Below are 26,989 nucleotides of genomic sequence, written 5' to 3'. Positions count from 1 at the left end.
CTCGCCGAGGACGAATCAATGAAGCATTACACGCTGCCCGTTTCATCATCCACCGTGCATTGGGGATACTTCAGCAAACGGGTAGAACCGCGCCTCACGCTGAAGTCGGGCGACCGCGCCACCATCGAAACGCTGACGCATCACGCGAACGACGACCACGAGCGCATGATCGCGGGCGATCCGGGCGCGCAGAGCGTGTTCGAATGGACGCGCGAGCACAAGGCCGTTTCGCGGCGCGGCGCGGGTCCGACCGAAGGACCGTTCCGCCTCGGCGCTGGCGAAGGCGTGGGCGTGCATCTGCTCACCGGTCCGGTGGCAATCGAAGGCGCCGAACCCGGGGACGTGCTCGAAGTTCGCATCCTCGACGTCAGGCCGCGGCCGAGTTGCAGCGCGTGTCATGCGGGCAAGTGCTTCGGCTCGAACGTGGCCGCGTCGTGGGGCTTTCAGTATCACGATCTGATCGAGGAGCCGAAGCCGCGCGAAGTGGTGACCATCTTCGAACTCGATACTTCCGGCGAGCCGTATGCGCGCGCGGTCTACAACTATGTGTGGACGCCGCAGACCGACCCGGATGGCATCGTGCACGCGACGATCGATTATCCCGGCGTGCAGGTGGATCACCGGCTCGTGACGAAGCGCGAAAACATCTTGCCGGATATCCGCGTGCCGGCGCGACTGCATTTCGGCACCATGGGCGTCGCGCCCGCCGAAGCGGACTATGTCAGTTCGATTCCGCCGAGCTACACGGGCGGCAACATCGACGACTGGCGCATCGGCCGGGGCGCGACCATGTATTACCCGGTCGCGGTCGAAGGCGCGCTTTTCTCGGTGGGCGACCCGCATGCCGCGCAGGGCGACAGCGAACTGGGCGGCACCGCTATCGAAACATCGTTGACGGGGGACTTCGAATTCATCCTGCACAAGAAAGCGGATCTCGAAGGCACGCTCCTTGAAGGGCTCACGCATCCGCTGCTCGAAACGGATCAGCAATGGTCGGTGTACGGCTTCACGTTCCCCAACTATCTGGCCGAACTCGGGACGAACGCGCAAGTGGAAGTGGCGCAGCATGCGAGCCTCGACAAAGCCATGCGCGATGCCTTTCGCAAGCTGCGCCGCTTTCTGATGACGGTGCACGGCTTGAGCGAAGACGAAGCCATTGCGCTGATGTCGGTAGCGGCGGACTTCGGCGTGACGCAGGTGGTCGACGCGAATTGGGGCGTACACGGTTCGATCCGCAAGGAAGTGTTCAAGAACTACAAGAAGCGTTGATCGACGCGATTCAAGACATCGATCCATAGCCTGTCAATCAGCGCGCACGCGCGCGTCGCTTGCCTGACTGAGGCGAGCGGCCTGTCCATCCATCCATAACGTTCACGAAACCCTCGCCAAGGGAATGCCGGGTCGCGTCCGTTCGTATCGGCGGGCGAGAAGAGGGCATCGCCTGCACTTCGGCGATGCGCGTCGCGCACCAATGTGTTTCGTCGCCTTACGTGCGTTTTTGTCCGTCCGTGTCGCTTCGGAACAGAACGGACATGCGCTCATGCACGCCGCGCCAAGTATCGCCCGATGGCGGCCAAGCGCGGGAAATCGGAACGGAAGCCGCTAAAGGGTAGGCGTTCCTAATCGACGCACGCGAAGGATAACCCTCATGCGACCCGCCAAAGTGCCTGCCACTGTCATTACCGGTTTCCTTGGAGCCGGCAAGACCACGCTCGTGAATCACCTGCTCGAATCCACGCGGCCGATGCAGATCGGCATCGTCGTGAACGAATTCGGCGAAGTCGGTATCGACGGGCAGTTGATCGTCGCCGATGAACGCGCCGTGATCGAGATCAACAACGGCTGCGTCTGCTGCACGGTCCGCACCGATCTCGTCGCCAGCGTGCGCGACATGTTGATGCGCTTCGGCGATCGGCTCGCGCGTCTCATCATCGAAACGTCGGGCCTCGCCGATCCCGCGCCGGTGCTGCAGACCTTTCTCGCCGATCCCGACGTGCGCGAGCGCGTGGAACTGGAATCGGTCGTCGCCGTGGTCGATGCAATGCACGCGCAATCCCAGCTACATGACGACATCGCGCGGGAGCAAGTGGTGTTCGCGGACCGCATCGTCATCAACAAGACCGATCTCGTTTCGACCGATGCCGTCGATGCGCTCGTCGCCGGGATTCGCCGGCTCAATCCCACTGCACGCATCGAGTACGCGCAGCGTTCGAGGATCGACGCCCATGCGCTTTTCGGCACGCGGAGCTTTTCGGTCGACAACCTGCTCGCCATCGAGCCGAATCTGCTCGACGAAGACGGCCACGATCACGAACACGACGACAGCATTGCATCGTGCGCGATCGTGGTGCCCGGCGGCATCGATGCGACGCGTTTCAACCGCTGGATCAATCAGCTCGTGCAAACGCAAGGCACACAACTTCTGCGCATGAAAGGCGTGCTCAACATGCACGACGAACCGCGACGCCTGCATTTCCATAGCGTGCATATGTTGCTCGACACCACGTTCGGCCGTGCGTGGATGCGCGACGAAACACGAGAGAGCCGTTTCGTGATGATCGGCCGCAACATCGACGCCGCGCGAATGCGCGATGGCCTTCTGAGTTGCATGAACTGAAGCCTTCATTCATTTCTTCTTCAAGGAGCTACGCATGAAAAAGCCAGAGGCATACACGGTGAGCATCGGCGTATTGGCGGTCGTCGATACATGGCTCACCGGCACGATCTTTCCGGTTCCGGTTTGGGTGACGTTCATCGCGTGGGCGTCGTTCTTCGTGCTCGGCGGCGGGCGCGCGGGCTTCGTCAAGAGCGTGGCGTCGAATCTCACGGGACTCGTCATCGCTTCGCTTACCTTGCTCTGCATTGCGACGACGAGCGGCGGCGCGATCGCGGTGGCCGTGCTGGTTGGCATCGGCAGCGCGGCGATGGTTCAGGCGTCGAAGATCAAATTGCTCGATGTCTTGCCCGCGATCGTCTGGGGCTTCGCCTCGACGGTCGGCACGATGGTCGCAACGGGCAAGGCGATCACCACGGCGGGCATCGGCAATCCTGCGCTGGTCGCGGCCGCCGCGCTCGTTACCGGCGCAGTGTTCGGCTTCGTCTCGGAAGTGGTCGGCGAAGCCCTGCAATTCAGACGCGAGCATCGGCTCGGATAAGACCGTTTCCATTCAAGCGGAGCACAACATGAAGCTGCAACATCATCTCGGCGGCATCGAAAATCTGGGGCCGGTCAGCACTGAAAAGCGCGTATTCGTCGAGCCGTGGGAGAAGCGCATCTTCGGCATTCATACGGTGATGATGGCGGAGAGTGCGCATCTGTCGGACACGCCGCATCGCTATCCGGTCGATACGCTGCCCACCGCCTTCAAGAGCAACTGGACCTGGGCCTCGCTGCGCACCGGCGCCGAAGACATGCAGCCGTTCGAGTACTTCAAGTATCGCTACTACGAGAAATGGCTCGGCGGCATTGCGCAGTTTTTCGTCGATCAGGGGTATGTGTCGGCGGAGGAACTCGCTGAGAAAACCGCCCACTACAGCGCGCACCCGGACGCGCCTTTACCCGATCGCCCCAATGCCGAACTCGCGGCGCAGATCGACGCCTATTTGCAGCACGGCGACTCGGGCTATCACGCGCTCGACGGCGCGGCGCGCTTTCGAGCGGGCGATGCCGTGCGTATCGCCGATCCCGAAGCGGTGGACCACACGCGCTTGCCGGGGTATTTGCGCAACAAGACCGGCGTGGTGGATCTCGTCTATCCCGGCGCGTTCTCCTATTTCGTCTCGACGGGCGTGGACGGTATCGGCGCGCCGATGCCTGTGTATCGCGTTGCCTTCGACGCCGCGTCGATCTGGGGCGCCGGCAAAAGCGAGCCGAACACGACCATTTACGCCGACCTGTACGAAGCCTACGTGCAGGCCGCCGATTGAACTCGAACATAAGCCAACCCCGAGCGAACCCATGAGCCAACTCTTCGAATTTACCGGCGACCGCGAAGCATCGAGCGCCGCCAAAGTGCGTGCGCTGGAAGCCTTGCTGATCGAAAAAGGCGTGATTGCCACCGACTCCGTCGATGTCGTGCTCAAGCACTTCGAGACGATGGCCGGCCCGTTCAACGGCGCGAAGATCGTCGCGCGCGCATGGGTCGATCCCGACTACGCGAGACGTCTCGTCGAAGACACACCGAAGGCGATCGCCGAACTCTCGCTTCCGCTCGGCATGGCGGGCGCGGAAGGCGAGCATATGGCGGCGGTCGCAAACGACGCGAACGTGCATAACCTCATCATCTGCACGCTGTGTTCGTGTTATCCGTGGCCGGTGCTCGGCCTGCCGCCGTATTGGTACAAGGACCCTGTATTTCGCGCGCGCGGCGTGCGCGAACCGCGCGCCGTCCTGCAGGAATTCGGCGTACAGGTGCCCGCCACGAAGGAGGTGAAGGTGTGGGACAGCAGCGCGCAGATTCGCTGGTTCGTGGTGCCCGAGCGCCCCGCGAACACGGAGCATCTGAGTGAGGAAGAACTCGCCGCGCTCGTTACGCCCGAGTCGATGATGGGCGTCGCACTCGTCGAAGCGCCCGCAGCCTGAGGAGCGTGCCATGTTCACGCGTTTCGAAGAATACGCTGCCGCGTCGATGCTCGGCGCAACAGATTCTCCGCCGCGTCTCGACGGCAAGCTGCTGTTCACCAATCGCTGGGAGCGCGATGTGTTCGGCCTCGCGCTCTCGCTATCGAAGGCAGGATGTTTCGAGTGGGAGGACTTTCGCCAGAGCCTGATCGCGTCCATCGCGAAGTGGGAAGCAATCGAATGCGCGAATCAGCCGCGCTGGGACTACTACGAGCGTTTTCTCGAAGCGCTGCTGAACGTGGTCGAGACGAGCGGCGTGCTGTCGCGCCGCGAGATCGAAGCGATCGTCGCGGCGCGCAGCCGTTAACATTTTTCCGACTCTTTTGGAGGTACTTCATGAATCAAGCTGTCCTGCATTCCACTGACACGTTCGAACCGATTCCACTGCGCGAACTGCTGCCGTGGACGATCTTCGGCGGATTGCTGATGCTGCTGGCGCTGTATTTCGTCGGCGCGGAGCAGGGTGCTACCGCGGTCTTTCAGGGCACCGCCATTCACGAGTTCGTGCATGACGGACGCCATCTGTTGGGCTTCCCCTGCCACTGACGAGGAGACGACGATGGTCGGCAAACTGTTGATGCGCGGCATGCTCGCGGGCCTCATCGCGGGACTGCTGGCGTTCTGCTTCGCGCGGGTGGCGGGCGAGCCGCAAGTCGAACGCGCGATCGCTTTCGAGGCCCATGAAGCGCACGAGCACGCTCACGCCGGCGATGCGCCCGAGCCTGAAATCGTCAGTCGTGAAACGCAAGCGGGCGTGGGCTTGCTGACGGGCGTACTCGCGTACGGCGCTGCATTCGGTGGGCTCTTCGCGTTGTGCTTCGCCTATGCGTGGGGACGCGCGGGAAGCATGGGCGCGCGGCCGCTTGCAGCATGGCTTGCGCTCGCGGCTTTCGCCGCCCTGGTGGTGCTGCCGGCGCTGAAATATCCGGCGAATCCGCCTTCGGTGGGCGCGGCGGAAACCATCGGCGTGCGCACCGCGCTTTATTTTTTATGCATGGGGATTTCCGTCGCCATTACACTGCTGTCGATAGCTTTGCGCCAAGCCCTGTCGCGCAAATGGGGCGATGCCAACGCGACGCTCGCCGGTCTGCTGGCTTTCGCGATCATGGCCGCCGCGATGCTCGCGCTGTTACCGGCTATCGACGAAGTGCCCGCCGAGTTTCCCGCCACGTTGCTGTGGCAATTCCGGGTGGCGTCGATCGGCATGCAGGCGATCATCTGGACGGTCATCGGCGCTGCGTTCGGCGTGGCGGCGGAGCGCATGGCGTTGCCCGGCGCTGCGCGCGTGGGTCGAGGCATGACCATGAGCAAGTCTGTTCTCAGAGGATCCGGATATCCGCGATGAAACGCATCAAGGTCGGAATGCTCGTCTTTCCTGGATTTCAGCTGCTCGACATCGCCGGGCCGAAGGATGCGTTCGCCGAAGTCAAGGTGCTGAGTTCAGGCGAGTGCGAGTACGAAATGATGATGGTCGGCACGACGCGGGGCACGGTGCAATCGTCGAGCGGCCTGACTACCGTGCCGGATCGTACGATCTTCGATCCGTGCCCGGAGTTCGACACCATCATCGTGCCGGGCGGGCTCGGCATCTTCGACGCCTTCGACGATCCGGCGCTGAGCAACTGGCTGCGCGCGCAGCATCGGCAGTGCCGCCGCGTGTCCGCTATCTGCAACGGGTTGTTCGCCCTCGGCTCGGCGGGGCTGCTCGACAACAAACTGGTGACGACTCACTGGATGGACGTGCCCCGGCTCGCCAGCACTTTTCCGAAGGCGCGCATCGAGCCGGATCATATCTTCGTTCGCGACGGCAGCATCTACACGACGGCCGGTGTCACGGCGGGCATCGACCTCTCGCTCGCGATGATCGAAGACGACTTCGGCCGGCAAATGGCGCTCGATGTCGCCAAGTATCTGATCGTCTATCTGCGGCGCTCGGGCGGGCAGTCGCAGTTCAGCCCGCTGCTGGAAACGCAGGCTTCGCCGGGTTCGCAGACTATCGAAGTCCAGCAATTCATGCTGGATAACCTGCATGTGGATCATACGGTCGCGTCGCTCGCGGAACGCGTGCATATGAGCGCGCGCAATCTCTCGCGCATCTTCGCCAAGGATTGCGGCATCACGCCGATGACTTACCTCGCCAATGCGCGCATCGATGCCGCGCGGCGCTACCTGGAAGCCACGGACTTGCCGCTGAGAGTCATCGCACACCGATGCGGCTTCGAGGACACCGACAAATTCCGCCGCACCTTCCTGCGCCGTCTGCAGATCAGTCCGGTCGATTACCGCAACCGGTTCAGATCGATGAACAAGCAAGAGTCGCTCAGTGCGGTCTGAAGAGACTCGCCACGCGGGGATGATGCGCTGAGCGTGACTTTTCCGGCACTAAACGCGTGCATGGCCATGCACTTCTTCGGGGCTAAAGCGGCGCACTAAGACTTTAATTAAAGGTTAATTTTGGCGAGCCGTAAGAGGCGTAATAGATAGGTGGGCGAACACGATCGCCGGCGGCCATTCGCTGCCCTGTGAACGCCCGCCTGCATGACTCTTCTTGCACGTTTCCAAACGTCTCGCCCATGAAACGGAATCCTTTCTTCAAGCTGCTCGCGCGTTTGCGCGTGGGGCACAAGTTGCTGCTCATCTACCTGCTCGATCTCAGCGCGGTGATCTACATCAGCGGGATTCTGATTCACGAAAAGTATCTGGCGATCGATTTTTCGAACAAGGAGATTGTCGGCAACGCGTATGTTCACGAGGTCGAACATGGCATCACGTCCATCGCGATGGCGGGCGCGGGCAAACCGCCGACGGCGGCGCAACTCGATGCCGAGATCGACAGGCTCGTTCGTGCCGAGCAGCAATACGGCGCGCAAATGGGAAGCGCGGAGCCGAGCAACGCGCTGCGGACCGCTCTGCAGACGATGGCGCACGAACGCGAGGTCGGGATCGCGTCGACGGACCAGGCGCTGACGGCCTCCCGCGATCTGATAACGCGCATCGGTAATCAGTCGAACCTGATTCTCGACCCGGATCTCGACAGCTACTACGCGATGTCGCTCTCGATCTTGCGCTATCCCGCGCTGCTGACCGCGGTGAACAGCATCGGGCGCCATCTGCACGACGGCGCTCACGCCCGCTCGCGAGAGGAAGTGCGTTCGCGCTATCTGGTCCTCGAAGGGCAACTCGACGGGGTCATGCAAGGTTTGCGGTCGGACTACGCCGAGGCGGGGGCTGCCAATCGTCAATTCGAGCGCACACTCAGCCCGTCGTTCGATCGAATGCGCATTGCCGTCGAGGCATTCAGGCATGCGGCGCGCGTGGTGGTGGACGACAACGTGGCGCCGGATGCAGCTGTGCTGATGATCGTCGACAGCGCGCAGCAAGCGCTCGTTCAAAGCGTAGACGGCCTCTGGCGCGATACCGGCGAGCAGCTAGACGGCCTGCTGCATGCACGCGTGCAAGCCCTGTTTTCGCGCATGTGGCTGCATTTGGGCACGGCGCTTTTCCTGCTCTGCGCCATCCTGACACTGGTTTATTGCGTCGCGCAGCAGATTTCGTCGCCGCTACGCAAACTCGCGCGCGTGATGGATGTGGTGCGCCGCACCGGCGATCACACGAAGCGCGCCGACTGGGACAGTCAGGACGAGATCGGCCAACTCGTGCGCGGCTTCAACGAAATGCTTGCGCAACTGGATCGCGAACGCGTCGTGCAGAAGGAATTGGCGGCGACCGCCCGCGCGTCGGCCGCGCAATCAGCGCTCGTGGAAGCCACGCCCGTGCCGATGGTCGTCACCGCCATTCCCGGCCACGAGGTATTGCACGCCAATGCGCCTGGACTCTTCTGGCTCAATGGGAGCAGCACCGACCCGTGGGCTCAGGGTCTCGACTCCGCGACCCGCGCGCGCTTCTTTCAGCAACTTTCCGACCGCGAAGCCATCGACGAATTCGAAGTTCACTGGAAAGCGACCTCGCAGCCGAGCTGGGCGATGCTGTCGGCGCGCCGTCTCGACTTCCAGGGACGCGACGCCATTCTCACCGCCTTCACGCCGATCAATCAGATCAAGCTCATGGAGCAGCGGCTGGAACTGTGGGGCAAGGTGTTCGAGGCATCGTCCGAGGCGATCGTCATCCTGAACGCCGAGGCGCGTCTGCTCACTGCGAATCCTTCGTTCTTTCGCGCAACCGGTTATCGGATGGACGACGTGGCGGGCAAGCCGCCGGCCTTCATCGACACGCAGGCGCAGGAAGACGAAAACGGTCCGCTGGGTAACCTCTTGCAACGCGTCGGGCGCAGCAGCACCTGGCACGGCGAAGCGCAAATAAGCCGCCGCGAGGGCGGTGATTATCCGGCGTGGCTCATGATCAGCGCGGTACACGACAAGCGCGGCACCGTATCGCATTACATCTGCACGCTGATCGACATCACGGACCGCAAGAAGAGCGAAGCGCGCATTCAGTTTCTCGCGCAGCATGACGTGCTCACCGAACTGCCCAACCGTGCACTCTTTGCCGCGAAGCTCGGCGTTGCCATCGCAGCAGCGCAGCGAACGCGGCAGCGCGTCGCGGTGCTGTTCATCGATCTGGACCGCTTCAAGAACATCAACGATTCGCTCGGACATCACATCGGTGATGGCCTGTTGCGGTCCGTGTCGCGACGCCTGCTCAATGCGGTCGGCACCCACGACACCGTGAGCCGCCTGGGCGGAGACGAGTTCACGGTGCTGCTCAACGGAGTCGGTCACGCGAGCGAAGTGGCGCGCAGCATCGAACAGCGGCTGCTCCCGCTGCTTCGCGAAGCGCATGAAGTGAGCGGGCTGACACTGCAGGTTGCGAGCAGCATCGGCGTCGCACTGTACCCGGATGATGGCGAAGACATCGATACGTTGATGCAGAACGCCGACGCCGCGATGTATCAGGCCAAGTCTGCCGGACGAAATCAGGTCAAGTTTTTCTCGGCCGACATGGCCGAACAGGCGAGGCATCGGCTCACGCTGGAAACGTGTTTGCGCACGGCTATCGAGTTCGGCGAGTTGCGGCTCGAGTGGCAGCCGTGCCTCGAAGCGCGGTCCGGTGCGCTCGCGAGCGTCGAAGGACTGCTGCGCTGGAAGAGCGCGGTACTGGGTGAAATCGGTCCGGCTGTGTTTATCCCGGTGGCGGAGGACACGCGCCTCATCGTTGCCATTGGCGCGTGGGTGATCGAGGAAGCGTGCCGGCAGCTTGCCGCCTGGCGCGACGAAGAGGGCCTCGAAATACGCGCGTCCGTCAACATTTCGGCGCTCCAGCTACGCGAGCCGGAGCTCGTTGCGGCGCTTGGCACGAGTCTGCTCGCGCATGGCGTGCCGCCGCATTGCCTGGAACTCGAAATCACCGAGACGGTTCTCATGGATGGCGCCGAACACTACGCGCAAGCCATTCACGCCATTCGCGGGCTAGGCGTCAAGCTCTCGCTCGACGACTTCGGCACCGGCTACTCGAGTCTCAGCTATCTGAACCGGTTTCCGCTCGACCGTCTGAAGATCGACCGCGCGTTCGTGCGAGACATGCTCGACGCATCTGCCGATCTTGCCATCGTCAAGGCGATCGTCGATCTCGGGCATGAGCTTGGTTTGCGCGTGGTGGCCGAAGGGGTGGAAACCGGCCATCAAGCGCAAGTGTTGCGCAAGATCGGCTGCGATGAGTTGCAAGGTTTCCTGTTCGCACCGGCGATCCCAGCCGAGGAATTGGTGCTGTGGAACAGGGCGCGGCAGGACGAGGCGCTCGATGCTTCGCCGGCTTGAGGCGAAGCATCGAGGCCGGCGCCCGTGCAGCCGTCGAACTCTGCTGGAATGACGAGCGGGATTGAGCAAACGGCCGAATTTGGCCGATCCCGCTCGAGACAGCGCGCCCCCTTTACTTGCCTAATTTCTCAGCCTCGCTCGGCTCCTCTCTGGGGTTGTAGCGCGGCGTGGGCTGTGGCAGCAGAAAGAAGGCGATGGACAGCAGTGCAATGGCCACGCCGATGCGGCACGCCGCGATCGCGACGGGAACTGCAGCGATCTGAACCAGCGTCGCAGCGCCGTAGCGGCGCGTCATCTGCTGGAGGAAATCCGGCGCGAGCCGTTCGTCCATCAGCCGGCGGCCTGGCATTGCATAGAACCACTTCGCCATCCAGGTGCAGGCGGTCAGGGCAAGACCGGCAACGAGGGTTACTGATGCGACGGGCTCGAAGCCCGTGCCCAGGTGAAAGCACCACACGCGGATCGGATAAGGAATGACGACGATCGCCAGCAGGAACAGGAGGTTGATTACGCCGAACCAGTGATCGCTCTTTGCATAAATGCGACCCGAATAATGGTGTTGCAGCCAGTAGGCTCCGATCACGACATAGCAGAGAACGAGCGCGAGATATTCGCGCCACTGCTCCGCCATGGCGCTTGCCAGGTCGCTGTAGTCATGCGTGCCCTCGGGGGATCCGGGAACCTTGATCTCGACGATCAGCAGGGTCAGCGCGATCGCGAACACCGCGTCGCTGAATCCCTCGAAGCGGTCGAGTCCGCGCTCGGCACCATGCGTTTCCGTGTCGGCAGATTTACGCCTGTTACGTAGCATCATCTGAGTCCTTTCGCGCTCGGCAAGATCAGAATCACCGGCCGAAAAACGGCAACGCTTTTCCTTTGCGTGCCGCCTTCATTGGCAGCCGACGAAGCACGGCCCGGACGACTCGCGCGTTCGCAAGGCTGACTCGAGCGCCGAACCCGTCTGACGCGGCCCCGCTACGACGGCGTCGCGGCGGAAAGACTCGAAGCATTCGGTGTGCCGCCCACGCGTTCGCAAGCGGGGGTTGGGCATCACGATACCGGCCGACCAGACGTAGTTTGGCTTGAAAGGGGTCAAGTCGACCTTTGAACACGTCCGACGGGGGAACGCTCGCGTACCGCGGCAGCGTGTCCGCAGCGCGTCCCGCGGTCGGCCAGACGAAAACCGGATGTCCGCCGCGATCCTCGACTCAAGTGCTTGCGGTTAGTGCCGTTAGCAGGGAGGACGCCGCGAATTGCCGCGACCACAACCATGCACACGGAATCTGCAATGAAAGTTTCTACTCGGCTGACACTGTTAGCCGTCACAGCGCTTATCGCTTTGCTCGTAGTCGGAGGATACAGCGTCTATAGCGAGCGACGCGCAATGCTCGATGCGAAACAGGCGGAGATAGTCAACCTGTTGAAAATGGCCGAGCACCTCGCTGAGTATTATCACAATCAGGAAGTTGCCGGTGCGATGACTACGGAGCAAGCGCAGTCCGCAACGAAGACCGCTTTGAACAGGATGAATCATTCCGATCAGAGTTACTTCTGGGCCCGCCTCCCGGATGGGACCTCGCTCGTTCATCGCAAACAGGAGAACATCGGCAAAATCCTGCTGGGCAAGGCGCCGGACGGACGGCCAGACACGGAGTTCTATCGCGAGATGCTCGCCAAGGAGCACATCCCCGTGGTGATGGTGGTCACCGCCCACCCATCGACCGGCGTCATGACAGGCAAGATGAACGGCATTGTCGAGTTCAAGCCTTGGGGCTGGTGGATCGGCACCGGATTCTTCACCGACGATATCAGCGCCACCATCCTGCATACGACGCTTCAGACTGCCGGCTTGATAGGCGTAGCGCTCTTGGTCATTGCTGCGTTGGCGTGGAAAATCATACGCAGCGTCACCGGAGCCCTCGGCGGGGAACCAGAGTTTGCCGCGCGCGTTGTTCGGGAGATTGCAGGCGGAGACCTCGGTTCGCCAACGCCCTTGAAGGACGGTGATGACCGCAGCCTTCTCGCGGCAGTCGAAAGCATGCGCCGTGGTCTGCAAGACATGGTTATCACGATCCGCACAAGTTCGGAATCCGTATCATTGGGCGCTGTTGAGATTGCGGCTGGCAATACCGACCTCTCGAGTCGCACAGAGCAGCAAGCGGCATCGCTGCAAGAAACCGCCGCGAGCATGGAGGAACTGACGGCGACGGTTAAGCAAAACTCGGAGAACGCCCAGCAAGCGAGCGGACTGGCGGACAATGCGAATGCGGTCGCCAACGAAGGAAGCGCCATCATCGGTCAGGTGATTCAGACGATGGATGGCATCGAGCAGAGCTCCGAAAAGATCGCCGAAATCATCGGGATTATCGAAGGCATCGCATTCCAGACCAACATCCTGGCGCTCAACGCTGCAGTCGAAGCAGCACGCGCCGGCGAGCAGGGCCGCGGCTTTGCCGTCGTTGCGAGCGAAGTGCGCAACCTTGCGCAGCGGTCATCGACGGCCGCCAGGGAGATCAAGGATCTCATCGAAACGTCAGGCGGAAGAGTCCAAGAAGGGACCGTACTCGTCGCACAGGCAGGCGAGACGATGAAGCGTGTGGGCGCGGCGATCCAGCGAGTCACCGACATCATGGGCGAGATCGCGTCCGCATCCAACGAGCAAAGCCGTGGCATCGAGCAAGTGAATCAAGCTATCTCGCAGATGGACGAGGTGACGCAGCAGAACGCCGCGCTCGTTGAAGAGGCAGCGGCCGCGGCAGGTTCGATGGAGGACCAGGCGAAGCAACTGACCGCCGCCGTAGGCGTGTTTCGCACCGGTCAGACGCTCGCCGTCAAGCCAATCAGTCATCGCGCTCCTCAGACGCCGCGATCCGCACTCGCCGAAAAGAGCGGGACGACGCCGCGCGTGCCGAAGCCTTCGAGCGGGCAGAAGCCGGTTACAGTCGCGGCGGCGGCTGACGGCGACTGGTCGACGTTTTGAGCGTGGCGGGCGGCCGATGCCTTGGCCTGAGTCGGCGGCGAAGGCTTGCGTCGAATTCGACGCGTCGTCTCGATCGGACGTCCTTGGGCTCGCTCAACACCGTCGTCTCGAAAGGCGGCCGTTGTAGTGAATCAATAGTGCGAAGCATCTTGCAGGGGTGATAGCCAATACTTGCGAGCGCTTCTTTAAATGAAGGAGAAGGAAAGGGTGGTAAATGCTCACACGCGTTTGTTGGTGGTCGATGACATGGCCACCATGCGCAATCTGATCCGGAAAATGCTGAGAGCGATCGGTTATACGACCATCGACGAAGCAGAGGATGGAGTGTCAGCGCTCGAAAAGTTGCGCACGCAACAGTTCGATCTCGTCATAACTGATTGGAACATGCCCAATATGGACGGGCTGACTCTCCTGCAGGAGATCCGCAAGTCCGATCTGGCCGAACTGCCGGTATTGATGGTGACCGCCGAAAAGCGGCGCGAGAACGTGCTCGCCGCGATCAACGCCGGTGCGAGCGGCTATATCGTGAAGCCGTTTTCAGAAGCCGCGCTCGCAGACAAGCTGGCTCAAATTGCGCCGCCTTTAGCCAGCGCCGCGCCGACAGGTAAGGACACATCCGGATTCGGCGCGATCTTCGAGAGAACCCTATGATGGCGCGAGCGCTCTGCTTGGTCGCTCGCAAGCGACACAAGAGGATTTTTTCGGCGTCTGCGAGAAGCGCTCGAGCGTAGTTTCTACATAACCGGCGGCGTAGACGGCAGGGCGCTGAGCATGGAGCGCGACCGGTGGCCGGATGCTGACTCGCGTTTAATCGACTACGCGATGCGTCTGGCTGGCCGTCGCTGGGACTCACCATCCGCCTCGGTGCGCGCGTGAGGGCCGTGCCGATGCTGCGGATGTCGCGCTGAACCTGCATCGCGTGCGCCCACCCGAGCAGGTGCGCCCGCCGTTTGCATTCGACGATGGACCATGACCAGCCTCCGTGAGCCGGCCGTCAACGTTGTCCTTCATTCGCGCCAGTGGACGGCACGCCGGCCGGACTTGGAGGATCGCGTAATTCAGCGTCTTCGTTAGCGCGGTGGGGCGGGTTCTTGGGCTGTGCCGGACCGAGATCGGTGAGCCCGTCGAAATCGATCGGATTCTGAGGCGGCTTGCTGTTTTCCGTTCGTGCGGCGCACATGATCGGCTCCATCGTTGTCTTGATTCTCAAGAACAGCAAACGGTGTTCCGGCCGTTGGGCATTCTTCGTGCTGCAGTCGATGTTGCGCGCCTCGAGGCGCTCACATTCACGTACCGATTGGAGCCGATCATGACCATTCCGCAGAACGAACCCGGCACTGACGTTGTCGATACCGACAAGACGAAGCAACCCGATACGAAGCCCGCCGAACCGAAACAGGATTTGCCGTTGACGGAGGCTGATGACGGCAACACTCGGACGCCGCCGAATCCATCGTGACCGGCAAGGGACCGGCCATTAGCAAGCGCCCGAAACGCCCTTTGCACGTCATTCCCGCACCAGGCGCGCTTCTCGATCAGCACCCAAAAACTCGATGCGGAAATCGTGATGGATGACCGCCCAATCCATCCGTTCGAGGTCGCATGACGCGATCGGCGCGGAGGCGCTACGGCGCATCACGCGTCTTCAAAACTCTCGCCGCGCTCGGCGATCAGCTTGCCCAGTTCGCGCGTCGATAAGACGCGTCGCATGGGATTGGTCGAGCCCGACTCATCATCCGCGAGATTCTCGATGATCGTGAGCAGCACCTTGCGCGCTGTCTTGATTTCGCGGTCAGTCAAACCCGTCACGCTGATCTCGTTAACTTCCTCGGCAAGCGGAACCAGTTGGTCTTTCAATGCGCGCCCTTCGGCGGTGAGGAACACATGCGTGTTCTTCTTGTTGTCCGGCCGCTGCTGACGCTCGACGAGTCCCAGCTTCTCCATCGCAGTGACGGCGGCGAAGGTCGTCGGCGCCATCACGCCGGCCTGTTCGCTCAATTCGCGCTGCGTCAGGCCGTCTTTCTCCCACAGAATGCGCAGGAAAGTCCAGTGCCCGAACGACACCGAGTGCTCGGCGAGCCGCATCTGCAGTGCGCGCACCATCGAGCGCGTGGCGTCCTTTACAAGGTGCGCGAGGCGATCGTTGGGCACCGATTCGTGCCAATGGCGCAGCATCTCCGCGGTCTCGCGGGGCGCGCCCTCCACAGCCTTCTTTCGTGTCATGGCGGTTCGTTCCCGAATGCAGTTGGTCTTCCCGACATCATAGCCGCGCAGCCGTCGCGCCCGCATCCGTTGCAAAGCGCGCAGAACTCCGTGCAAACCCGAACTTGTCCGCGCGCGCCGGTCTCCTTACCATAATGATTAGATATCGAATAAAAATAAGGTATGTCCGGGTCGCGGGAGGCATCTTTCTGCGCCAGGGCATCGTCCTCATGAGCATGGGAATCGGAGACGCTTTGTGGCCAAATCCACAGTCACGCAATTCATATCGGAATCGGACGCGGCGGCAGCGCGTGTAGAGGCCACGTATCACAAGGTCACCTGGCGGCTGATGTCGTTCATCTTCGTCTGCTGGGTGCTCAATTATCTGGATCGCGTGAACGTCAGCTTCGCGCAACTGCATCTGAAGCAGGATCTCGGTCTGTCCGACGCCGCTTACGGTCTCGGCGTGAGTCTGTTCTTCATCGGCTATATCCTGTTGGAAGTGCCGAGCACGCTGTGGCTCAAGAAGATCGGCGCACGCCTCACGATTTCCCGCATCATGATCCTGTGGGGCGGCATCTCGACCGCGATGGCCTTCATGACCACGCCGGCGCAGTTTTATATCGCGCGCATCCTGCTCGGCGCGGCGGAGGCCGGGTTCTGGCCCGGCATCATTCTCTATCTGACGTACTGGTACCCGGGCGCGCGGCGCGCGCGGATCACATCGCGCTTCCTGCTGGCGATTGCCGCGGCGGGCATCATCGGCGGGCCGCTCTCGGGCTGGATCCTGCATAACTTCGTCGACGTGCTCGGCTACAAGAACTGGCAGTGGCTCTTCTTTCTCGAAGGCCTGCCTGCGCTGCTGATGGGCATCGTCGCGTTCTTCTATCTCGTCGATCGCCCGCAAGACGCGCGCTGGCTCGACGAGGAACAGAAGAAGATCATCCTCGATGCGCTCGCCGCCGACCGCGCCGAGAAAAAGCCCGCCAAACATACGCGTCATCAGTTGCTGGCGGCGCTCAAGGATCCGCGCGTGTATATCCTCGCGGCGGGCTGGGGCACGGTGCCTTTGTGCGGCACGATCCTCAACTACTGGACGCCGACCATCATCCGTCAGGCGGGCGTGTCGGACGTGCTGAACGTCGGTTTGCTGTCCGCGCTGCCGTACATCATCGGCGCGCTCGGCATGTTCGCGGTCGCGCGCAGTTCCGACGTGACGCTGGAACGCCGCTGGCATTTCTTCCTGTGTACGGCGGTGGGCGCGCTGGGCGGCTTCCTGCTGCCCGTGCTGGCCGGCAATACGACAGCGGCCATCGTCTGTCTGGGCATGATCTCCATTTCGTACTTCGGCGCGGCCGCGATCATCTGGTCGATTCCGCCGGCCTATCTCTCCGATGACGCCGCCGCTGCGGGCATCGGCGCGATCAGTTGCCTGGGGCAAGTCGGCGCGTTCTGCGGACCCATCGCGCTCGGCTGGATCAAGACGATGACGGGCAGTCTGGCCATCGGGCTATCGGCGATCGCGGCCATCGTCATGCTGGGCGGACTCGCCGTGCTGATCGGCGTGCCGGCCAACACGCTGCGCGAGCACGCGGAAAAGCATTCGTAAGCATCGATTCTCGCAGCAGCGGCGGCGCCTTCGTCATGAAGGCGCCGTTTTTTCTTGTAACGAGGTGACGCGTTTCAGGGAAAACCCGCTTGCCGATAAATGATTAGATATCTAATATAAACGTCATGGTGATCGACGCTGGGAAGGCTCGATCGAATGAGGCGACAAGCAGGGGAGCCGGTGCAATGAACGACGAACTGTCATTCAGGACGCTCGTGGTGACGAAGAAGGATCAGGTGGCGGAAGGCATCTTCCGTTTCGAGTTGCGTGACGGCGCAGGCGGCGAGCTGCCTGCGTTCACGGCCGGCGCGCATCTGACGGTGCGCGTGCCGAACGGCGCGAATCGCAGCTATTCGCTCTGCAACGATCCGGCCGAGACCGACCGCTATGTGATCGCCGTGAAGCGCGACGCGGCGGGTCGCGGCGGCTCGGTCAGCATGGCGGACGACCTCGCGCAAGGCGATCGCATCGACGTCTCGGAGCCGCGCAACGAATTCGTGCTCAACGAGCGCGCGCGCAGTTTCGTATTCGTTGCGGGCGGCATCGGCATCACGCCGATTCTCTCGATGATGCGTTATCTGAAGGCCATCGACGGCCCGCGTTTCAAGCTCATCTACGTCTCGCGCAGCCCTGAGACCACCGCTTTCATCGACGAACTGTCGGGCCCGGAATGGAAGCCGCATGTGGTCATTCATCACGACCACGGCGACCTCGCGCAAGCGTTCGATTTCTGGCCCGTGTTCGAGAAGCCCGCGAGCGGCGCTCATGTGTATTGCTGCGGCCCGCGCGCGTTGATGGACGGCGTGCGCGACATGACCGGGCACTGGCCGACCGGCAGCGTGCACTTCGAGAGCTTCGGCGTGGATCAGTCGCGCGCAGCCGACAACGCGCCTTTCAGCGTGAAGCTGGAACGCTCGGGCCGCTCTTTCGAGATTCCGAAGGACCGCTCGATTCTCGAAATCTTGCGGGACAACGGCATCCGCGCGCCGAGCTCGTGCGAAAGCGGCACTTGCGGATCGTGCCGTACGACGCTGTGCGCGGGCGAAGCGGATCATCGCGACATGGTGCTCGGCGAGGACGAGAAGCGCGATCAGATCATGATCTGCGTATCGCGTGCGAAGAGCGAAGAACTGGTGCTGGATCTCTGAAGAACATTCCCCACTGCATAGGTTGGTCAGGAGAAGCGTAAATGCTCACGCATGAAGAAAATGAATTGCTGTGCCGCGTCGAAGGCGATGCGCCGATGGGTCAGTTGATGCGCCGTCACTGGACGCCGGTGTGTCTCATCGAAGAAGTCAGCGAACCTGACGGGGCGCCGGTGAAGGCGCGTCTGTTCGGCGAGGATCTCGTCGTCTTCCGCGATACCGACGGCAATGTCGGCGTGATGGACGAGTACTGTCCGCATCGCCGGGTGTCGCTCGTCTATGGACGCAACGAAGATTGCGGTCTGCGCTGTCTCTATCACGGCTGGAAGATGGACGTGAAGGGCAATGTGATCGAGATGGTCTCGGAGCCTTCGTGCAGCGACATGACGAAGAAGGTCAAGCACAAGGCCTATGAAACGAAAGAGTGGGGCGGCTTCGTATGGGCTTACATGGGCCCGCAGGACGCCATTCCCGAGTTCGTGCCGCCGGCATGGGCGCCGACCGAAGACACGCGCGTGAGCATCGCCAAGGCGATCCTGCCGTGCAACTGGGCGCAGATTCTCGAAGGCGCGATCGATTCGGCGCACAGCTCCAGTCTGCACTCGTCGGACTTCGTGCCGGCGCGTGTGGGCGGCGCGGAAGCGACCTCGAAGAACTGGCTGCGTCCATCGACGGACAAGGCGCCGCGCCTCCAGGTGCATCGCACCGAATACGGCTTTCGCTATGCCGCGCTGCGCCGCCCGATACAGAACGCGGCTACGCATGACTACGTGCGCTCGACCGTGTTCGTCGCGCCGGCAACCGCGCTGATCCCGCCGAACAACCTCTACAACGTCGCGAACATCAACGTGCCCTGCGACGACCACAGCACGGCGTTCTACTTCATGGCGTGGGGCCATCCGGACAAGACGCCGGAAACCGAGACGTGGCGCAAGTTCCTGGGGCAGCAGGTCGGCATCGATCTCGACGAGTACTATCGGCCGCTGCGCAATCACGACAACCGTTTCTGGCAGGATCGCGAAGCCATGAAGGCCGGCAACTTCACCGGCATCAAGGGCTTCCCGAATCAGGACATCGCCATGTGGGTGACGATGGGCGCGATCGCGGATCGCACCGAAGAGCGCCTCGGCGCGAGCGATGTCGCCGTGGTCGAGTTCCGCCGCCGCATGCTCGATGCGCTCGAGGCGTTCAAGTCCGGCGAGGCGGCCATCGGGACCGGCGAGAAGGCCATTCCACGCAGCGTGTGCTCGTTCCAGGCGATGGTGCCGAAGGACACGGACTGGAAGCAATACGCGGCGCATCCGGTCTGGATGGAGTCCGTCGACAAGGAAGCGCCGGAACTCGAATCGAACTATCAGGTTCAGGTCTGATGACCACGATCAGACTCGGCATCGTCGGCCTCGGCCGCGCCTTTTCGCTGATGCTGCCGACGTTTCTCGCCGACGCGCGCGTGCGACTCGCCGGGGCGTGCGATCCGCGCGAGACGGCGCGCGCGCAGTTCGAAGCGGATTTCGACGCGCCCGCTTTCGACGACATCGAAGCGCTCGCGCGCCGCGCCGATATCGATGCGCTCTACATCGCGAGTCCGCATCAGTTTCATGCGGCGCATACGCGAATCGCGGCGGCGCACGGCAAGCATGTGCTCGTCGAGAAGCCGATGGCGCTGTCGCTCGCCGAGTGCGACGACATGATCGCCGCATGTCGCGAGGCGAACGTGCATCTCATCGTCGGTCACTGCCATAGCTTCGACACGCCGTATCTGCGAACGCGCGAGTTGATCGCATCGGGCGCGTTCGGCGACGTGAAGATGATCCAGGCGCTCAACTACACCGACTATCTCTACCGGCCGCGCCGTCCGGAGGAACTGAAAACGGAAGAGGGCGGCGGCGCCGTTTTCAGTCAGGCGGCGCATCAGGTGGATATCGTTCGAATGCTTGCGGGAAGCCGTGCTACGCGCATCCGGGCTGCCGTCGGCAACTGGGATACGGCGCGTCCGACCGAAGGCGCGTACACCGCGACGCTCTGGTTCGAGAACGGCGCATTCGCGACGCTTGCCTATAACGGTTACGGACATTTCGATTCCGACGAGTGGACCGGCTGGATCGGCGAAATGGGTCAGACGCGCAACGCCGACGAGTATGGCGCCGCGCGGCGCAAGCTCGCGAAAGTGGCGTCGCGCGAAGAAGAGGCGCGTCTCAAGGCTGCGGGCACGTACGGCGGCAACGCCTATGCGCCCGCCGCCAAGACAGCCGATACCCGCAGGCATCAGCACTTCGGGCCGCTGATCGTGTCGTGCGAGCGCGGCGATCTCCGGCCGATGCCCGATCGCATCGTCGTGTATGGAGACGAACGGCGCGAGCGCATCGAGCTCGATGCGCCCGAGGTGCCGCGCGCGGAAGTCATCGACGAACTCATGGCCGCCGTGCACGGCGAGACCGCTCCGCTGCACGATGGCGTCTGGGCGCGCGGCACGCTGGAGATCTGCCTCGCGATGCTGCGTTCGAGCGCCGAACAGCGCGACGTGCTCATCGGCGGCGAAACGTCAATCACAAAGGAAAGTTGAATATGGGCAAGCTCAATCTGTCGGTCGCGGTGGGGAACTACGATCGCATGCGGCCGCTGGTCGATGGCGAAGTGCAGATCGACGGCGTCGATCCGACCTTCATGCTGCAGGATCCGGAAGAGATCTTCTTTCGCGCGTTTCGCCACGCCGACTACGATATCTGCGAACTGTCGCTGTCGAGCTATAGCGTGAAGACGGCGGCGGGCACGAGCCCGTATATCGGCGTGCCGATTTTTCCGTCGCGCGCGTTCCGGCATACGTCGATCTATGTGCGCAACGATCGCGGCATCGAATCGCCTGCCGACTTGAAGGGCAAGCGCATCGGCGTGCCGGAATATCAGCTGACGGCGAACGTGTGGGCGCGGCTCTTTCTCGAGGAAGATCACGGTCTGAAGCCGTCGGACGTCACGTGGGTTCGCGGCGGCTATGAGGAAGCCGGCCGGCTCGAAAAGATCAGTCTCAAGCTGCCCGGCGACGTGAGGCTCGAAAACGCACCGGAGAACCAGACGATCTCGGGCATGCTCGCATCCGGCGAGATCGATGCGCTCATCGGCCCGCGCGCGCCGTCGTGCTTCACGAACGGGCATCCGAACGTCAAATACCTTTTCGACGATCCGCAAAAGGCTGCCGCCGACTGGTACACGCGCACGAAACTGTTCCCGATCATGCATCTGCTGGGCGTGCGGCGCACGCTCGCCGAGCAGCATCCGTGGCTGCCCGGCGCGGTGGCGAAGGCGTTCGAGAAGAGCAAGGCGCTGGCGCTCGCCAGACTCAGCGATACGTCCGCGACCAAGGTGACGCTGCCGTTCGTCGAAGAACAGTTGCGCAATGCGCGGCGTCTCATGGGCCACGATTTCTGGTCGTATGGCTTCGAGCCGAACCGGCACGTGTTGTCGCGGTTCCTTGAGCGGCATCATCAGGAAGGCTTGTCCAGCCGGCTGCTGCAGCCCGAGGAACTCTTTCATCCCGCGACGCTGGAAAACTTCAAGATCTGAGCGTGACATGGCCGCGGCGACGCGGCCTCACATCTTCGATAGCGCCTCACATGCCGGTTCCGGCATCTTCCGTTCAGTCTGGACTCACCGGATGACGGCCGTCGCGGCCGTCCATTGTCGCCACTCAGGCAACACGGTGTACGCACTCGCGACCCTACTGGCCTTCGCTACCGCTTCCTACAATCCGTCACACGCTCGGTCGAACGCGAGCGAAAGGAAGCGCAACGCGCGCTCACGCCATCAAATTTCCAGGACTATCGAAGATGAGCCAGACAACCCGCAATGTGCAGCCCGTTATCGCCAAGCTCGGCAAAGAAGGATCGGGCGAGCTCGTGTCTTCCCGATACGCAGTTCGCATAGGCGATATCGATGTCGTGCTGATCAGCGACGGCGTGCTGCCGCTGCCGACCTCCACCATGTCCACGAACGTGAGCGAAGCCGATCGCAACGAATGGTTCGATGGCCGTTTCCTGCAACGGGACACGTTCGACTGGGCGTTGAATATCGCGCTCGTGCGCAGCGGCGAACGCCTGATCCTGATCGACTCGGGCGTAGGCGATGGGTTCGAATACTTCTCGCGCGCCGGTCAGTCGGTAATGCGCCTGGAATCGGCCGGTATCGACCTGGCTGCCATCACCGATATCGTGATTACGCACATGCACATGGATCACGTCGGCGGGCTGAATGTCGATGGCGTCAAGGCGAAGCTGCGTCCCGACGTGCGCATTCATGTGTCCGCCGCTGAAATCGCGTTCTGGAAGAATCCGGACTTCAGCAAGACGGTGATGCCCGAAGCGGTTCCTCCGGCGCTCCGCGAGGCTGCTGCGAAGTTCGCCAAACGCTACAGCGAGAACATCGTGCAGTTCGATCAGACAGTTGAAGTCGCACAGGGCGTTTCGGCGCGGGTGACGGGTGGCCACACGCCGGGGCACTGCGTCGTGGACGTCGCATCGAACGGGGAGAAGCTGACGTTCGTCGGCGACGCCATTTTCGAAGTCAACTTCGACAACCCCGATTGGCAGAATGGCTTCGAACATGATCCCGAAGCCTGTGTGGACGTGCGTATTGCGCTGCTCGACGACGCCGCTGACACCGGCACGCTGCTCGCTGCTGCGCACGTCGCGTTTCCGTCGATCGGTCATGTTGCAAAGAGCGGTGAGCGTTACCGCTTCGTGCCGGTGCAGTGGGACTATTGATCGATACTTCGCGGCGCATTGCGAGTTGGATTCGAGGACATCCGCGTCACTGGCAATGATAGTCAGTGAGCGGCCTTCTTCTACTGGTTCTATACAACGGACACGATATGGAACTCAACGGTCTCCTGCCAGCCGTGTGCTGCACGGCTTTGCTTGCAACAGTACCCGCCATTGCGGTTGCAGATTCCTTCACTGTCAAGGTCGATGGGCTGAATCGCGGTCGGTTCGAAAATGAACAGGTGTACGGTCAATTCGGCTGTCATGGCGAAAACGTCTCTCCGCGCATTTCGTGGTCGCATGTTCCGGCCGGCACGAAGAGCATCGTCATCACCATCTACGACCCGGATGCACCCACCGGCGGTTTGGGCTGGACGCACTGGCAAGTGGCAAACATTCCGCCGTCGCAAACATCGATTGAAAAAGGCGCGTCGGGCAATGCCCGAGTGCTGCCGATAGGTGCAATCGAGACGCTGACCGATTTCGGTGCTTCGGCGTATGGCGGACCGTGCCCGCCGCCGGGCAATGCGCATCGATACATCGTGACGGCTTCGGCTTTGACCGTTTCGAGCCTCGATGTCAAAGCGGATTCAAGTCCCGCGCTTGTCGCCTATCAGATGCATGGGAAAGTCATCGGCCAGGCGCGCTACGTGGCGCGCTATCACCGTTCGGCGGACTGAGCAGACCTGCAAGGCGATAGTGATCACCGGTCCGGCTGTACACGCTTGGTCCATCCGGCGGCTCTCCGATGCGAACCGGCACGCGGGTTGCGGAACATACGCGATCAACCCACGGAGAGCACCATGAGCCAACTGACTTTGCACGATCTCGCAACCAAGATGGCGGAGATCGACTTCGCGATGCTTTCGACGCGCTCGCTGAACGGCAAGATCGCCGCGCGGCCGATGAGCAATAACCGCGATGTCGAATACGACGGCGACAGCTACTTCTTCACGCTCGAAGAAACGCATACGGTGCAGGAGATCAAGGCCGATGCGACCGTGGCGCTGACTTTCACGAGCAGCGCGAACCCGGACGGCGCGCCGCCGCTTTTCGTGGCCGTCGAGGGCCGCGCGGAGCTCATTCGCGAGAAACCGGCGATGAAGGATCACTGGAACGAAGACATCGAGAAGTGGTTCTCGGAAGGCTTCGAAACGCCGGGGATCGTACTCATCAAGGTTCGCGCCGAGCGCATTCACTACTGGATGGGCGAGGACGATGGCGAGATCACGCCTGACTGATTGCCGTAGCCGCTGACAGAATGATCTTGCCGACATTCGTCGACGATTCCATCCGCCGATGCGGGTCGGTTGCACGCGCGAGCGGATACGTCGAGTCCACGACGCGGATTGCAGCGAGCGAGGCTGCGCATTCAGCGGCGCTTCGACAGAAAGGGCACAACCAGTCCCGCGCCGAACGCCAAATAGACAGCGGCGATGTGCGCCGCGGGCAGGTGATATTCGAAGCCGGGCGTGAAGCGCTTGGGGACGACGATATAATCGCCGGCCGCTGCGGCAAGCGTCGTGGCTGCGGCGAGTGCGACGCGTTGTCCGTGAGTCGGCGCGGCACCGCCGCGCAGTCTCGGCGATGTGCGCGCGGCCGCGACAGCCAGCGCATTGCAGGCGGCCCAGCCGATCGACATCGACTGGTGAATGGCGAGACCGGCAAGCAGATGGCGCCATTCCGGCCGCGCGGTCTGGTTTGCTTCTTGCGGCCATAACCAGTGGCTGACGGCGCTGATCGGCGCGCTTGCGCGTTTGCCGTGCAGACGCCCACAGATCGCAAGGGCCGCCGTCGATAACAGTCCGGCAACGGAGCCGGGAATCAGGATATCCGTCACAGGGTCGATGTCTTCAGTCATGGTCATTTTTCTGACAGGCGCCACGGGGCTCCTCGGCTCGCGCATCGCGGCGGCGCTGGTTGCGCAAGGACACGCGGTGAGGTGCGCCGCGCGCCATGCGCCTGGCGGCGAAGGCGCCGTGAGAGGCTGCCGTTTCGTGGCGCTCGATTTGAGCGATGAACTCGACCCAGCAAGCGTGATGCCGCTGCTCGAAGGCGTCGATGTGGTCATCAATGCCGCCGGCATCTTCGAGGACCGGACCGGACACGACTTCTCGCGCATCCATACGCGTTCGCCGATCGCGCTGTTCCAGGCGGCCGTGATGGCAGGCGTGGGCCGCATCGTGCAGATATCGGCGCTTGGCGCGGATGCGGGCGCACAGACGCCTTATCACCGCTCCAAGAAAGCCGCCGACGACGCGTTGCGCGCGTTGCCCATCTCGTCGTTGATCGTGCAGCCTTCGCTCGTGTTCGCCGAAGACGGACGCAGCACGCAGTTCTTCGCCGCGTGGTCGACGTTGCCGGTCGTGCCGCTGCCGGGGTCGGGCGCGCAGGTCGTGCAGCCGGTTCATGTGGACGATGTGGTCGAACTCGTGACGCGCGGCGCGTTGACGCGCGCAAGCGCAGCCCCCGCGAGCGAGACGGTGGCGGCTGTCGGTCCGAGACCTGTGACGATGAAGGAATACTTGCGTCTGCTGAATCGGCTTTGCTCCGCCGGTGCCCCCTTGTTCATGCCGGTGCCGATGCCGCTCGTCAAGACGGCCGCCGCGTTATGCGCGCGCTTGCCCGGCGCGCTGATGAGCCCCGATGCACTCGCGATGCTGGAACGGGGCAACGCGGCATCGGCGGATGGCATGCAGCGATGGCTCGGCAGGCCGCCCCGATCGCTCGGCGACGAGCCGTCGAAACGCGCCACGCTTGGCCTGCGTGCGAAGCTCGCGTGGCTCGCGCCGCTGCTGGCGGGCGCCATCGGCGCGGTGTGGATATGGACCGCGATCGTGTCCGCCTGGCTTTATCCGCGAGCGGCGAGCCTCGACTTGCTGGCGCGAGTCGGCGCGCCCGAAGGCACGCGCCTCTTCCTGCTGTATTCGGCCGCGCTGCTGGACCTGCTATTGGGCGTGCTGTGCTTCGCGTGGCCCGCGCGGCTCGGACCGCGACGCCGTCTCTGGTGGGCGCAGATCGGGTTGATCGTCGTCTATTCGGTGCTGATTACCTGGCGCTTGCCGGAGTTCTGGCTGCATCCGTATGGCCCGCTGTCGAAGAATCTGCCGATGATCGCCGCACTCTTACTGCTGATGAACATTGATGGAAAGGGCTCGACGTGACTTATCTGACGATCAAGTGGATCCATGTGATCTCGTCGACAATCCTGTTCGGCACCGGAATCGGCTCCGCGTTCTATCTGCTCGCCGCGAGCATCGGACGCGATGCACGGACCGTCGCGCGCGTGTCGCGGCTCGTGGTGCTGGCCGACTGGCTTTTCACGACGCCGACCGCCATCGTTCAGCCGCTCACCGGCTATCTGATGATGCGGCTCACGGGCTTTCCCGTTTCGAGTCCCTGGCTCGCCTGGTCGATCGGCCTCTACGTTTTCGCGATCGCGTGCTGGCTGCCCGTCGTGTGGCTGCAGATGCGCCTCGCCGCCGAGGCGCAAGCCTGCGCCGTATCCGACGCCGGGCTGTCGAGGCGCTACTGGCGCCTCATGTCCGCATGGATCGCGCTCGGCGTGATGGCGTTCGTCGCGTTCGTCGGCATCTTCTGGCTGATGGTCACGAAGACGCTCTAGGCACGCGGTTCAATCCGTCCGGCTGTAATAAACATACGAAGGTTGTCTCAGCTCGCCTTCCTTCCCGGCGACATCGCCGGAATTCGGAAACTGTGGAAGCTTGTCCCACAGCAGCGCGCGTCCGAGCATCTGTTCGCGATCCAGTTCGGGATGATCGTGCTTGAGCCGATTCAGAAACTGCTCGAAGTCCGACACATAGAGATCGGTCTTGACGGCGTGCTCGCGCCGATGAAAGAGACGCTGCAAGAAACTCATCGCTTGCTCCTCGGGGTGCGGCCCGGG

Annotated in this window: 28 protein-coding genes; 23 read left to right on the top strand and 5 right to left on the bottom strand. The window is 62.6% G+C overall.

From position 1 onward, the window contains the following. The first annotated feature begins 18 nt into the window (after positions 1 to 18). The 10 genes from QCE49_RS14790 to QCE49_RS14745 all read left to right on the top strand — a co-directional run bounded on the left by QCE49_RS14790 (position 19) and on the right by QCE49_RS14745 (position 10,395). Positions 19 to 1,269: an acetamidase/formamidase family protein gene (locus QCE49_RS14790; RefSeq protein ID WP_250442233.1), complete on the top strand. Its 1,251-nt coding sequence runs from the start codon at positions 19 to 21 to the stop codon at positions 1,267 to 1,269. A gap of 379 nt (positions 1,270 to 1,648) precedes the next feature. Beyond that, the gene (locus QCE49_RS14785; protein ID WP_008345613.1) at positions 1,649 to 2,617 is read left to right on the top strand and encodes a GTP-binding protein; all 969 of its coding nucleotides are present in this window, start codon (positions 1,649 to 1,651) and stop codon (positions 2,615 to 2,617) included. Positions 2,618 to 2,651: 34 nt separating this feature from the next. Next, complete coding sequence (locus tag QCE49_RS14780) at positions 2,652 to 3,155, top strand: DUF1097 domain-containing protein (RefSeq protein WP_008345611.1); 504 nt, start codon at positions 2,652 to 2,654, stop codon at positions 3,153 to 3,155. Positions 3,156 to 3,183: 28 nt separating this feature from the next. Then, on the top strand, positions 3,184 to 3,927 hold the full coding sequence (gene nthB, locus QCE49_RS14775; protein ID WP_175982133.1) for a nitrile hydratase subunit beta: 744 nt from the start codon (positions 3,184 to 3,186) through the stop codon (positions 3,925 to 3,927). Positions 3,928 to 3,958: 31 nt separating this feature from the next. Continuing rightward, positions 3,959 to 4,582, top strand: coding sequence for a nitrile hydratase subunit alpha (gene nthA, locus QCE49_RS14770; protein WP_250437897.1), 624 nt, complete (start codon positions 3,959 to 3,961; stop codon positions 4,580 to 4,582). Between the two features lie 10 nt (positions 4,583 to 4,592). Then, a complete protein-coding gene (locus QCE49_RS14765; protein WP_250458402.1) occupies positions 4,593 to 4,928 on the top strand; it encodes a nitrile hydratase accessory protein in 336 nt (111 codons plus the stop codon). 29 nt (positions 4,929 to 4,957) lie between these two features. Beyond that, positions 4,958 to 5,167 carry a CbtB domain-containing protein gene (locus QCE49_RS14760; protein ID WP_008345603.1) on the top strand — a complete coding sequence of 70 codons (210 nt, stop codon included), beginning with the start codon at positions 4,958 to 4,960 and terminating at the stop codon, positions 5,165 to 5,167. A 13-nt stretch (positions 5,168 to 5,180) separates the two neighbouring features. Next, positions 5,181 to 5,966, top strand: coding sequence for a CbtA family protein (locus tag QCE49_RS14755; RefSeq protein ID WP_250458400.1), 786 nt, complete (start codon positions 5,181 to 5,183; stop codon positions 5,964 to 5,966). Further along, entirely contained in the window at positions 5,963 to 6,955 is a 993-nt protein-coding gene (locus QCE49_RS14750) for a GlxA family transcriptional regulator (protein ID WP_008345598.1), read from the top strand. Before QCE49_RS14755 ends, QCE49_RS14750 begins: the two co-directional genes overlap by 4 nt. A 239-nt stretch (positions 6,956 to 7,194) precedes the next feature. Then, a complete protein-coding gene (locus QCE49_RS14745; RefSeq protein ID WP_250437899.1) occupies positions 7,195 to 10,395 on the top strand; it encodes an EAL domain-containing protein in 3,201 nt (1,066 codons plus the stop codon). Between the two features lie 112 nt (positions 10,396 to 10,507). Here the strand turns inward: QCE49_RS14745 and QCE49_RS14740 are convergent, their stop codons facing one another. Next, the gene (locus tag QCE49_RS14740; protein ID WP_008345595.1) at positions 10,508 to 11,209 is read right to left on the bottom strand and encodes a TMEM175 family protein; all 702 of its coding nucleotides are present in this window, start codon (positions 11,207 to 11,209) and stop codon (positions 10,508 to 10,510) included. A gap of 474 nt (positions 11,210 to 11,683) precedes the next feature. Between QCE49_RS14740 and QCE49_RS14735 the strand changes: the two genes are divergently transcribed. Together QCE49_RS14735 and QCE49_RS14730 are read left to right on the top strand one after the other, a co-directional pair. Beyond that, positions 11,684 to 13,375, top strand: a complete 1,692-nt coding sequence (locus QCE49_RS14735; RefSeq protein ID WP_250458398.1) for a methyl-accepting chemotaxis protein — start codon at positions 11,684 to 11,686, stop codon at positions 13,373 to 13,375. Positions 13,376 to 13,582: 207 nt separating this feature from the next. Continuing rightward, positions 13,583 to 14,026 carry a response regulator gene (locus QCE49_RS14730; protein WP_144403563.1) on the top strand — a complete coding sequence of 148 codons (444 nt, stop codon included), beginning with the start codon at positions 13,583 to 13,585 and terminating at the stop codon, positions 14,024 to 14,026. A gap of 343 nt (positions 14,027 to 14,369) precedes the next feature. On the opposite strand, the gene QCE49_RS14725 is transcribed toward QCE49_RS14730, so the two are convergent. Beyond that, complete coding sequence (locus tag QCE49_RS14725; protein WP_250437901.1) at positions 14,370 to 14,567, bottom strand: hypothetical protein; 198 nt, start codon at positions 14,565 to 14,567, stop codon at positions 14,370 to 14,372. Between the two features lie 117 nt (positions 14,568 to 14,684). Between QCE49_RS14725 and QCE49_RS14720 the strand changes: the two genes are divergently transcribed. Beyond that, the gene (locus QCE49_RS14720) at positions 14,685 to 14,834 is read left to right on the top strand and encodes a hypothetical protein (protein ID WP_250437902.1); all 150 of its coding nucleotides are present in this window, start codon (positions 14,685 to 14,687) and stop codon (positions 14,832 to 14,834) included. Positions 14,835 to 15,010: 176 nt separating this feature from the next. On the opposite strand, the gene QCE49_RS14715 is transcribed toward QCE49_RS14720, so the two are convergent. After that, entirely contained in the window at positions 15,011 to 15,598 is a 588-nt protein-coding gene (locus QCE49_RS14715) for a MarR family winged helix-turn-helix transcriptional regulator (RefSeq protein WP_033535651.1), read from the bottom strand. A gap of 235 nt (positions 15,599 to 15,833) precedes the next feature. Here QCE49_RS14715 and QCE49_RS14710 point away from each other — a divergent pair, with 235 nt between their 5' ends. The 8 genes from QCE49_RS14710 (at position 15,834) to QCE49_RS14675 (ending at position 24,323) form a co-directional block, all read left to right on the top strand. After that, entirely contained in the window at positions 15,834 to 17,186 is a 1,353-nt protein-coding gene (locus tag QCE49_RS14710) for an MFS transporter (protein WP_008345585.1), read from the top strand. A 185-nt stretch (positions 17,187 to 17,371) separates the two neighbouring features. After that, positions 17,372 to 18,334 (top strand): PDR/VanB family oxidoreductase, encoded by a 963-nt coding sequence (locus QCE49_RS14705; RefSeq protein WP_008345583.1) that lies wholly within the window; start codon positions 17,372 to 17,374, stop codon positions 18,332 to 18,334. Between the two features lie 41 nt (positions 18,335 to 18,375). Beyond that, the gene (locus QCE49_RS14700) at positions 18,376 to 19,701 is read left to right on the top strand and encodes a Rieske 2Fe-2S domain-containing protein (protein WP_175982127.1); all 1,326 of its coding nucleotides are present in this window, start codon (positions 18,376 to 18,378) and stop codon (positions 19,699 to 19,701) included. After that, positions 19,701 to 20,894, top strand: a complete 1,194-nt coding sequence (locus QCE49_RS14695; protein ID WP_250458396.1) for a Gfo/Idh/MocA family protein — start codon at positions 19,701 to 19,703, stop codon at positions 20,892 to 20,894. The genes QCE49_RS14700 and QCE49_RS14695 overlap by 1 nt, the downstream gene beginning before the upstream one ends. A gap of 2 nt (positions 20,895 to 20,896) precedes the next feature. After that, on the top strand, positions 20,897 to 21,889 hold the full coding sequence (locus QCE49_RS14690; protein ID WP_250458394.1) for an ABC transporter substrate-binding protein: 993 nt from the start codon (positions 20,897 to 20,899) through the stop codon (positions 21,887 to 21,889). A 263-nt stretch (positions 21,890 to 22,152) separates the two neighbouring features. Continuing rightward, on the top strand, positions 22,153 to 23,085 hold the full coding sequence (locus QCE49_RS14685) for an MBL fold metallo-hydrolase (protein ID WP_008345578.1): 933 nt from the start codon (positions 22,153 to 22,155) through the stop codon (positions 23,083 to 23,085). Positions 23,086 to 23,192: 107 nt separating this feature from the next. Next, the gene (locus tag QCE49_RS14680) at positions 23,193 to 23,762 is read left to right on the top strand and encodes a YbhB/YbcL family Raf kinase inhibitor-like protein (RefSeq protein ID WP_250458381.1); all 570 of its coding nucleotides are present in this window, start codon (positions 23,193 to 23,195) and stop codon (positions 23,760 to 23,762) included. A gap of 123 nt (positions 23,763 to 23,885) precedes the next feature. After that, on the top strand, positions 23,886 to 24,323 hold the full coding sequence (locus QCE49_RS14675) for a pyridoxamine 5'-phosphate oxidase family protein (protein WP_250458379.1): 438 nt from the start codon (positions 23,886 to 23,888) through the stop codon (positions 24,321 to 24,323). Positions 24,324 to 24,454: 131 nt separating this feature from the next. On the opposite strand, the gene QCE49_RS14670 is transcribed toward QCE49_RS14675, so the two are convergent. Next, positions 24,455 to 24,943, bottom strand: coding sequence for a hypothetical protein (locus QCE49_RS14670; protein ID WP_175982124.1), 489 nt, complete (start codon positions 24,941 to 24,943; stop codon positions 24,455 to 24,457). Here QCE49_RS14670 and QCE49_RS14665 point away from each other — a divergent pair. Both QCE49_RS14665 and QCE49_RS14660 read left to right on the top strand, forming a co-directional pair. Then, entirely contained in the window at positions 24,942 to 26,246 is a 1,305-nt protein-coding gene (locus QCE49_RS14665; protein ID WP_250442243.1) for an SDR family oxidoreductase, read from the top strand. The genes QCE49_RS14670 and QCE49_RS14665 overlap by 2 nt on opposite strands. Further along, positions 26,243 to 26,707 carry a DUF2269 domain-containing protein gene (locus QCE49_RS14660; protein ID WP_175982122.1) on the top strand — a complete coding sequence of 155 codons (465 nt, stop codon included), beginning with the start codon at positions 26,243 to 26,245 and terminating at the stop codon, positions 26,705 to 26,707. The genes QCE49_RS14665 and QCE49_RS14660 overlap by 4 nt, the downstream gene beginning before the upstream one ends. A gap of 9 nt (positions 26,708 to 26,716) precedes the next feature. Here QCE49_RS14660 and QCE49_RS14655 read toward each other — a convergent pair whose 3' ends face one another. Beyond that, positions 26,717 to 26,962 (bottom strand): DUF3460 family protein, encoded by a 246-nt coding sequence (locus QCE49_RS14655; protein ID WP_250437908.1) that lies wholly within the window; start codon positions 26,960 to 26,962, stop codon positions 26,717 to 26,719. Positions 26,963 to 26,989 lie beyond the last annotated feature (27 nt).

Source organism: Caballeronia sp. LZ008 (assembly GCF_031451435.1).
Taxonomy (GTDB): Bacteria; Pseudomonadota; Gammaproteobacteria; order Burkholderiales; family Burkholderiaceae; genus Caballeronia; species Caballeronia zhejiangensis.
The sequence above is the reverse complement of the archived record's forward strand: the minus strand, read 5'-3'. Positions and strand labels throughout refer to the sequence as shown.

Bases quoted from the DNA above. Each gene is read 5' to 3' on its own strand.
- QCE49_RS14695 (WP_250458396.1), top strand. From the start codon at position 19,701: ATGACCACGATCAGACTCGGCATCGTCGGCCTCGGCCGCGCCTTTTCG.
- QCE49_RS14665 (WP_250442243.1), top strand. From the start codon at position 24,942: ATGGTCATTTTTCTGACAGGCGCCACGGGGCTCCTCGGCTCGCGCATC.
- QCE49_RS14725 (WP_250437901.1), bottom strand. From the start codon at position 14,567: ATGGAGCCGATCATGTGCGCCGCACGAACGGAAAACAGCAAGCCGCCT.
- QCE49_RS14790 (WP_250442233.1), top strand. From the start codon at position 19: ATGAAGCATTACACGCTGCCCGTTTCATCATCCACCGTGCATTGGGGA.
- QCE49_RS14690 (WP_250458394.1), top strand. From the start codon at position 20,897: ATGGGCAAGCTCAATCTGTCGGTCGCGGTGGGGAACTACGATCGCATG.
- QCE49_RS14750 (WP_008345598.1), top strand. From the start codon at position 5,963: ATGAAACGCATCAAGGTCGGAATGCTCGTCTTTCCTGGATTTCAGCTG.
- QCE49_RS14755 (WP_250458400.1), top strand. From the start codon at position 5,181: ATGGTCGGCAAACTGTTGATGCGCGGCATGCTCGCGGGCCTCATCGCG.
- QCE49_RS14675 (WP_250458379.1), top strand. From the start codon at position 23,886: ATGAGCCAACTGACTTTGCACGATCTCGCAACCAAGATGGCGGAGATC.
- QCE49_RS14670 (WP_175982124.1), bottom strand. From the start codon at position 24,943: ATGACTGAAGACATCGACCCTGTGACGGATATCCTGATTCCCGGCTCC.
- QCE49_RS14715 (WP_033535651.1), bottom strand. From the start codon at position 15,598: ATGACACGAAAGAAGGCTGTGGAGGGCGCGCCCCGCGAGACCGCGGAG.
- QCE49_RS14720 (WP_250437902.1), top strand. From the start codon at position 14,685: ATGACCATTCCGCAGAACGAACCCGGCACTGACGTTGTCGATACCGAC.
- QCE49_RS14740 (WP_008345595.1), bottom strand. From the start codon at position 11,209: ATGATGCTACGTAACAGGCGTAAATCTGCCGACACGGAAACGCATGGT.
- QCE49_RS14760 (WP_008345603.1), top strand. From the start codon at position 4,958: ATGAATCAAGCTGTCCTGCATTCCACTGACACGTTCGAACCGATTCCA.
- QCE49_RS14680 (WP_250458381.1), top strand. From the start codon at position 23,193: ATGGAACTCAACGGTCTCCTGCCAGCCGTGTGCTGCACGGCTTTGCTT.
- QCE49_RS14705 (WP_008345583.1), top strand. From the start codon at position 17,372: ATGAACGACGAACTGTCATTCAGGACGCTCGTGGTGACGAAGAAGGAT.
- QCE49_RS14745 (WP_250437899.1), top strand. From the start codon at position 7,195: ATGAAACGGAATCCTTTCTTCAAGCTGCTCGCGCGTTTGCGCGTGGGG.
- QCE49_RS14685 (WP_008345578.1), top strand. From the start codon at position 22,153: ATGAGCCAGACAACCCGCAATGTGCAGCCCGTTATCGCCAAGCTCGGC.
- QCE49_RS14735 (WP_250458398.1), top strand. From the start codon at position 11,684: ATGAAAGTTTCTACTCGGCTGACACTGTTAGCCGTCACAGCGCTTATC.
- QCE49_RS14655 (WP_250437908.1), bottom strand. From the start codon at position 26,962: ATGAGTTTCTTGCAGCGTCTCTTTCATCGGCGCGAGCACGCCGTCAAG.
- nthB (WP_175982133.1), top strand. From the start codon at position 3,184: ATGAAGCTGCAACATCATCTCGGCGGCATCGAAAATCTGGGGCCGGTC.
- nthA (WP_250437897.1), top strand. From the start codon at position 3,959: ATGAGCCAACTCTTCGAATTTACCGGCGACCGCGAAGCATCGAGCGCC.
- QCE49_RS14765 (WP_250458402.1), top strand. From the start codon at position 4,593: ATGTTCACGCGTTTCGAAGAATACGCTGCCGCGTCGATGCTCGGCGCA.
- QCE49_RS14785 (WP_008345613.1), top strand. From the start codon at position 1,649: ATGCGACCCGCCAAAGTGCCTGCCACTGTCATTACCGGTTTCCTTGGA.
- QCE49_RS14700 (WP_175982127.1), top strand. From the start codon at position 18,376: ATGCTCACGCATGAAGAAAATGAATTGCTGTGCCGCGTCGAAGGCGAT.
- QCE49_RS14780 (WP_008345611.1), top strand. From the start codon at position 2,652: ATGAAAAAGCCAGAGGCATACACGGTGAGCATCGGCGTATTGGCGGTC.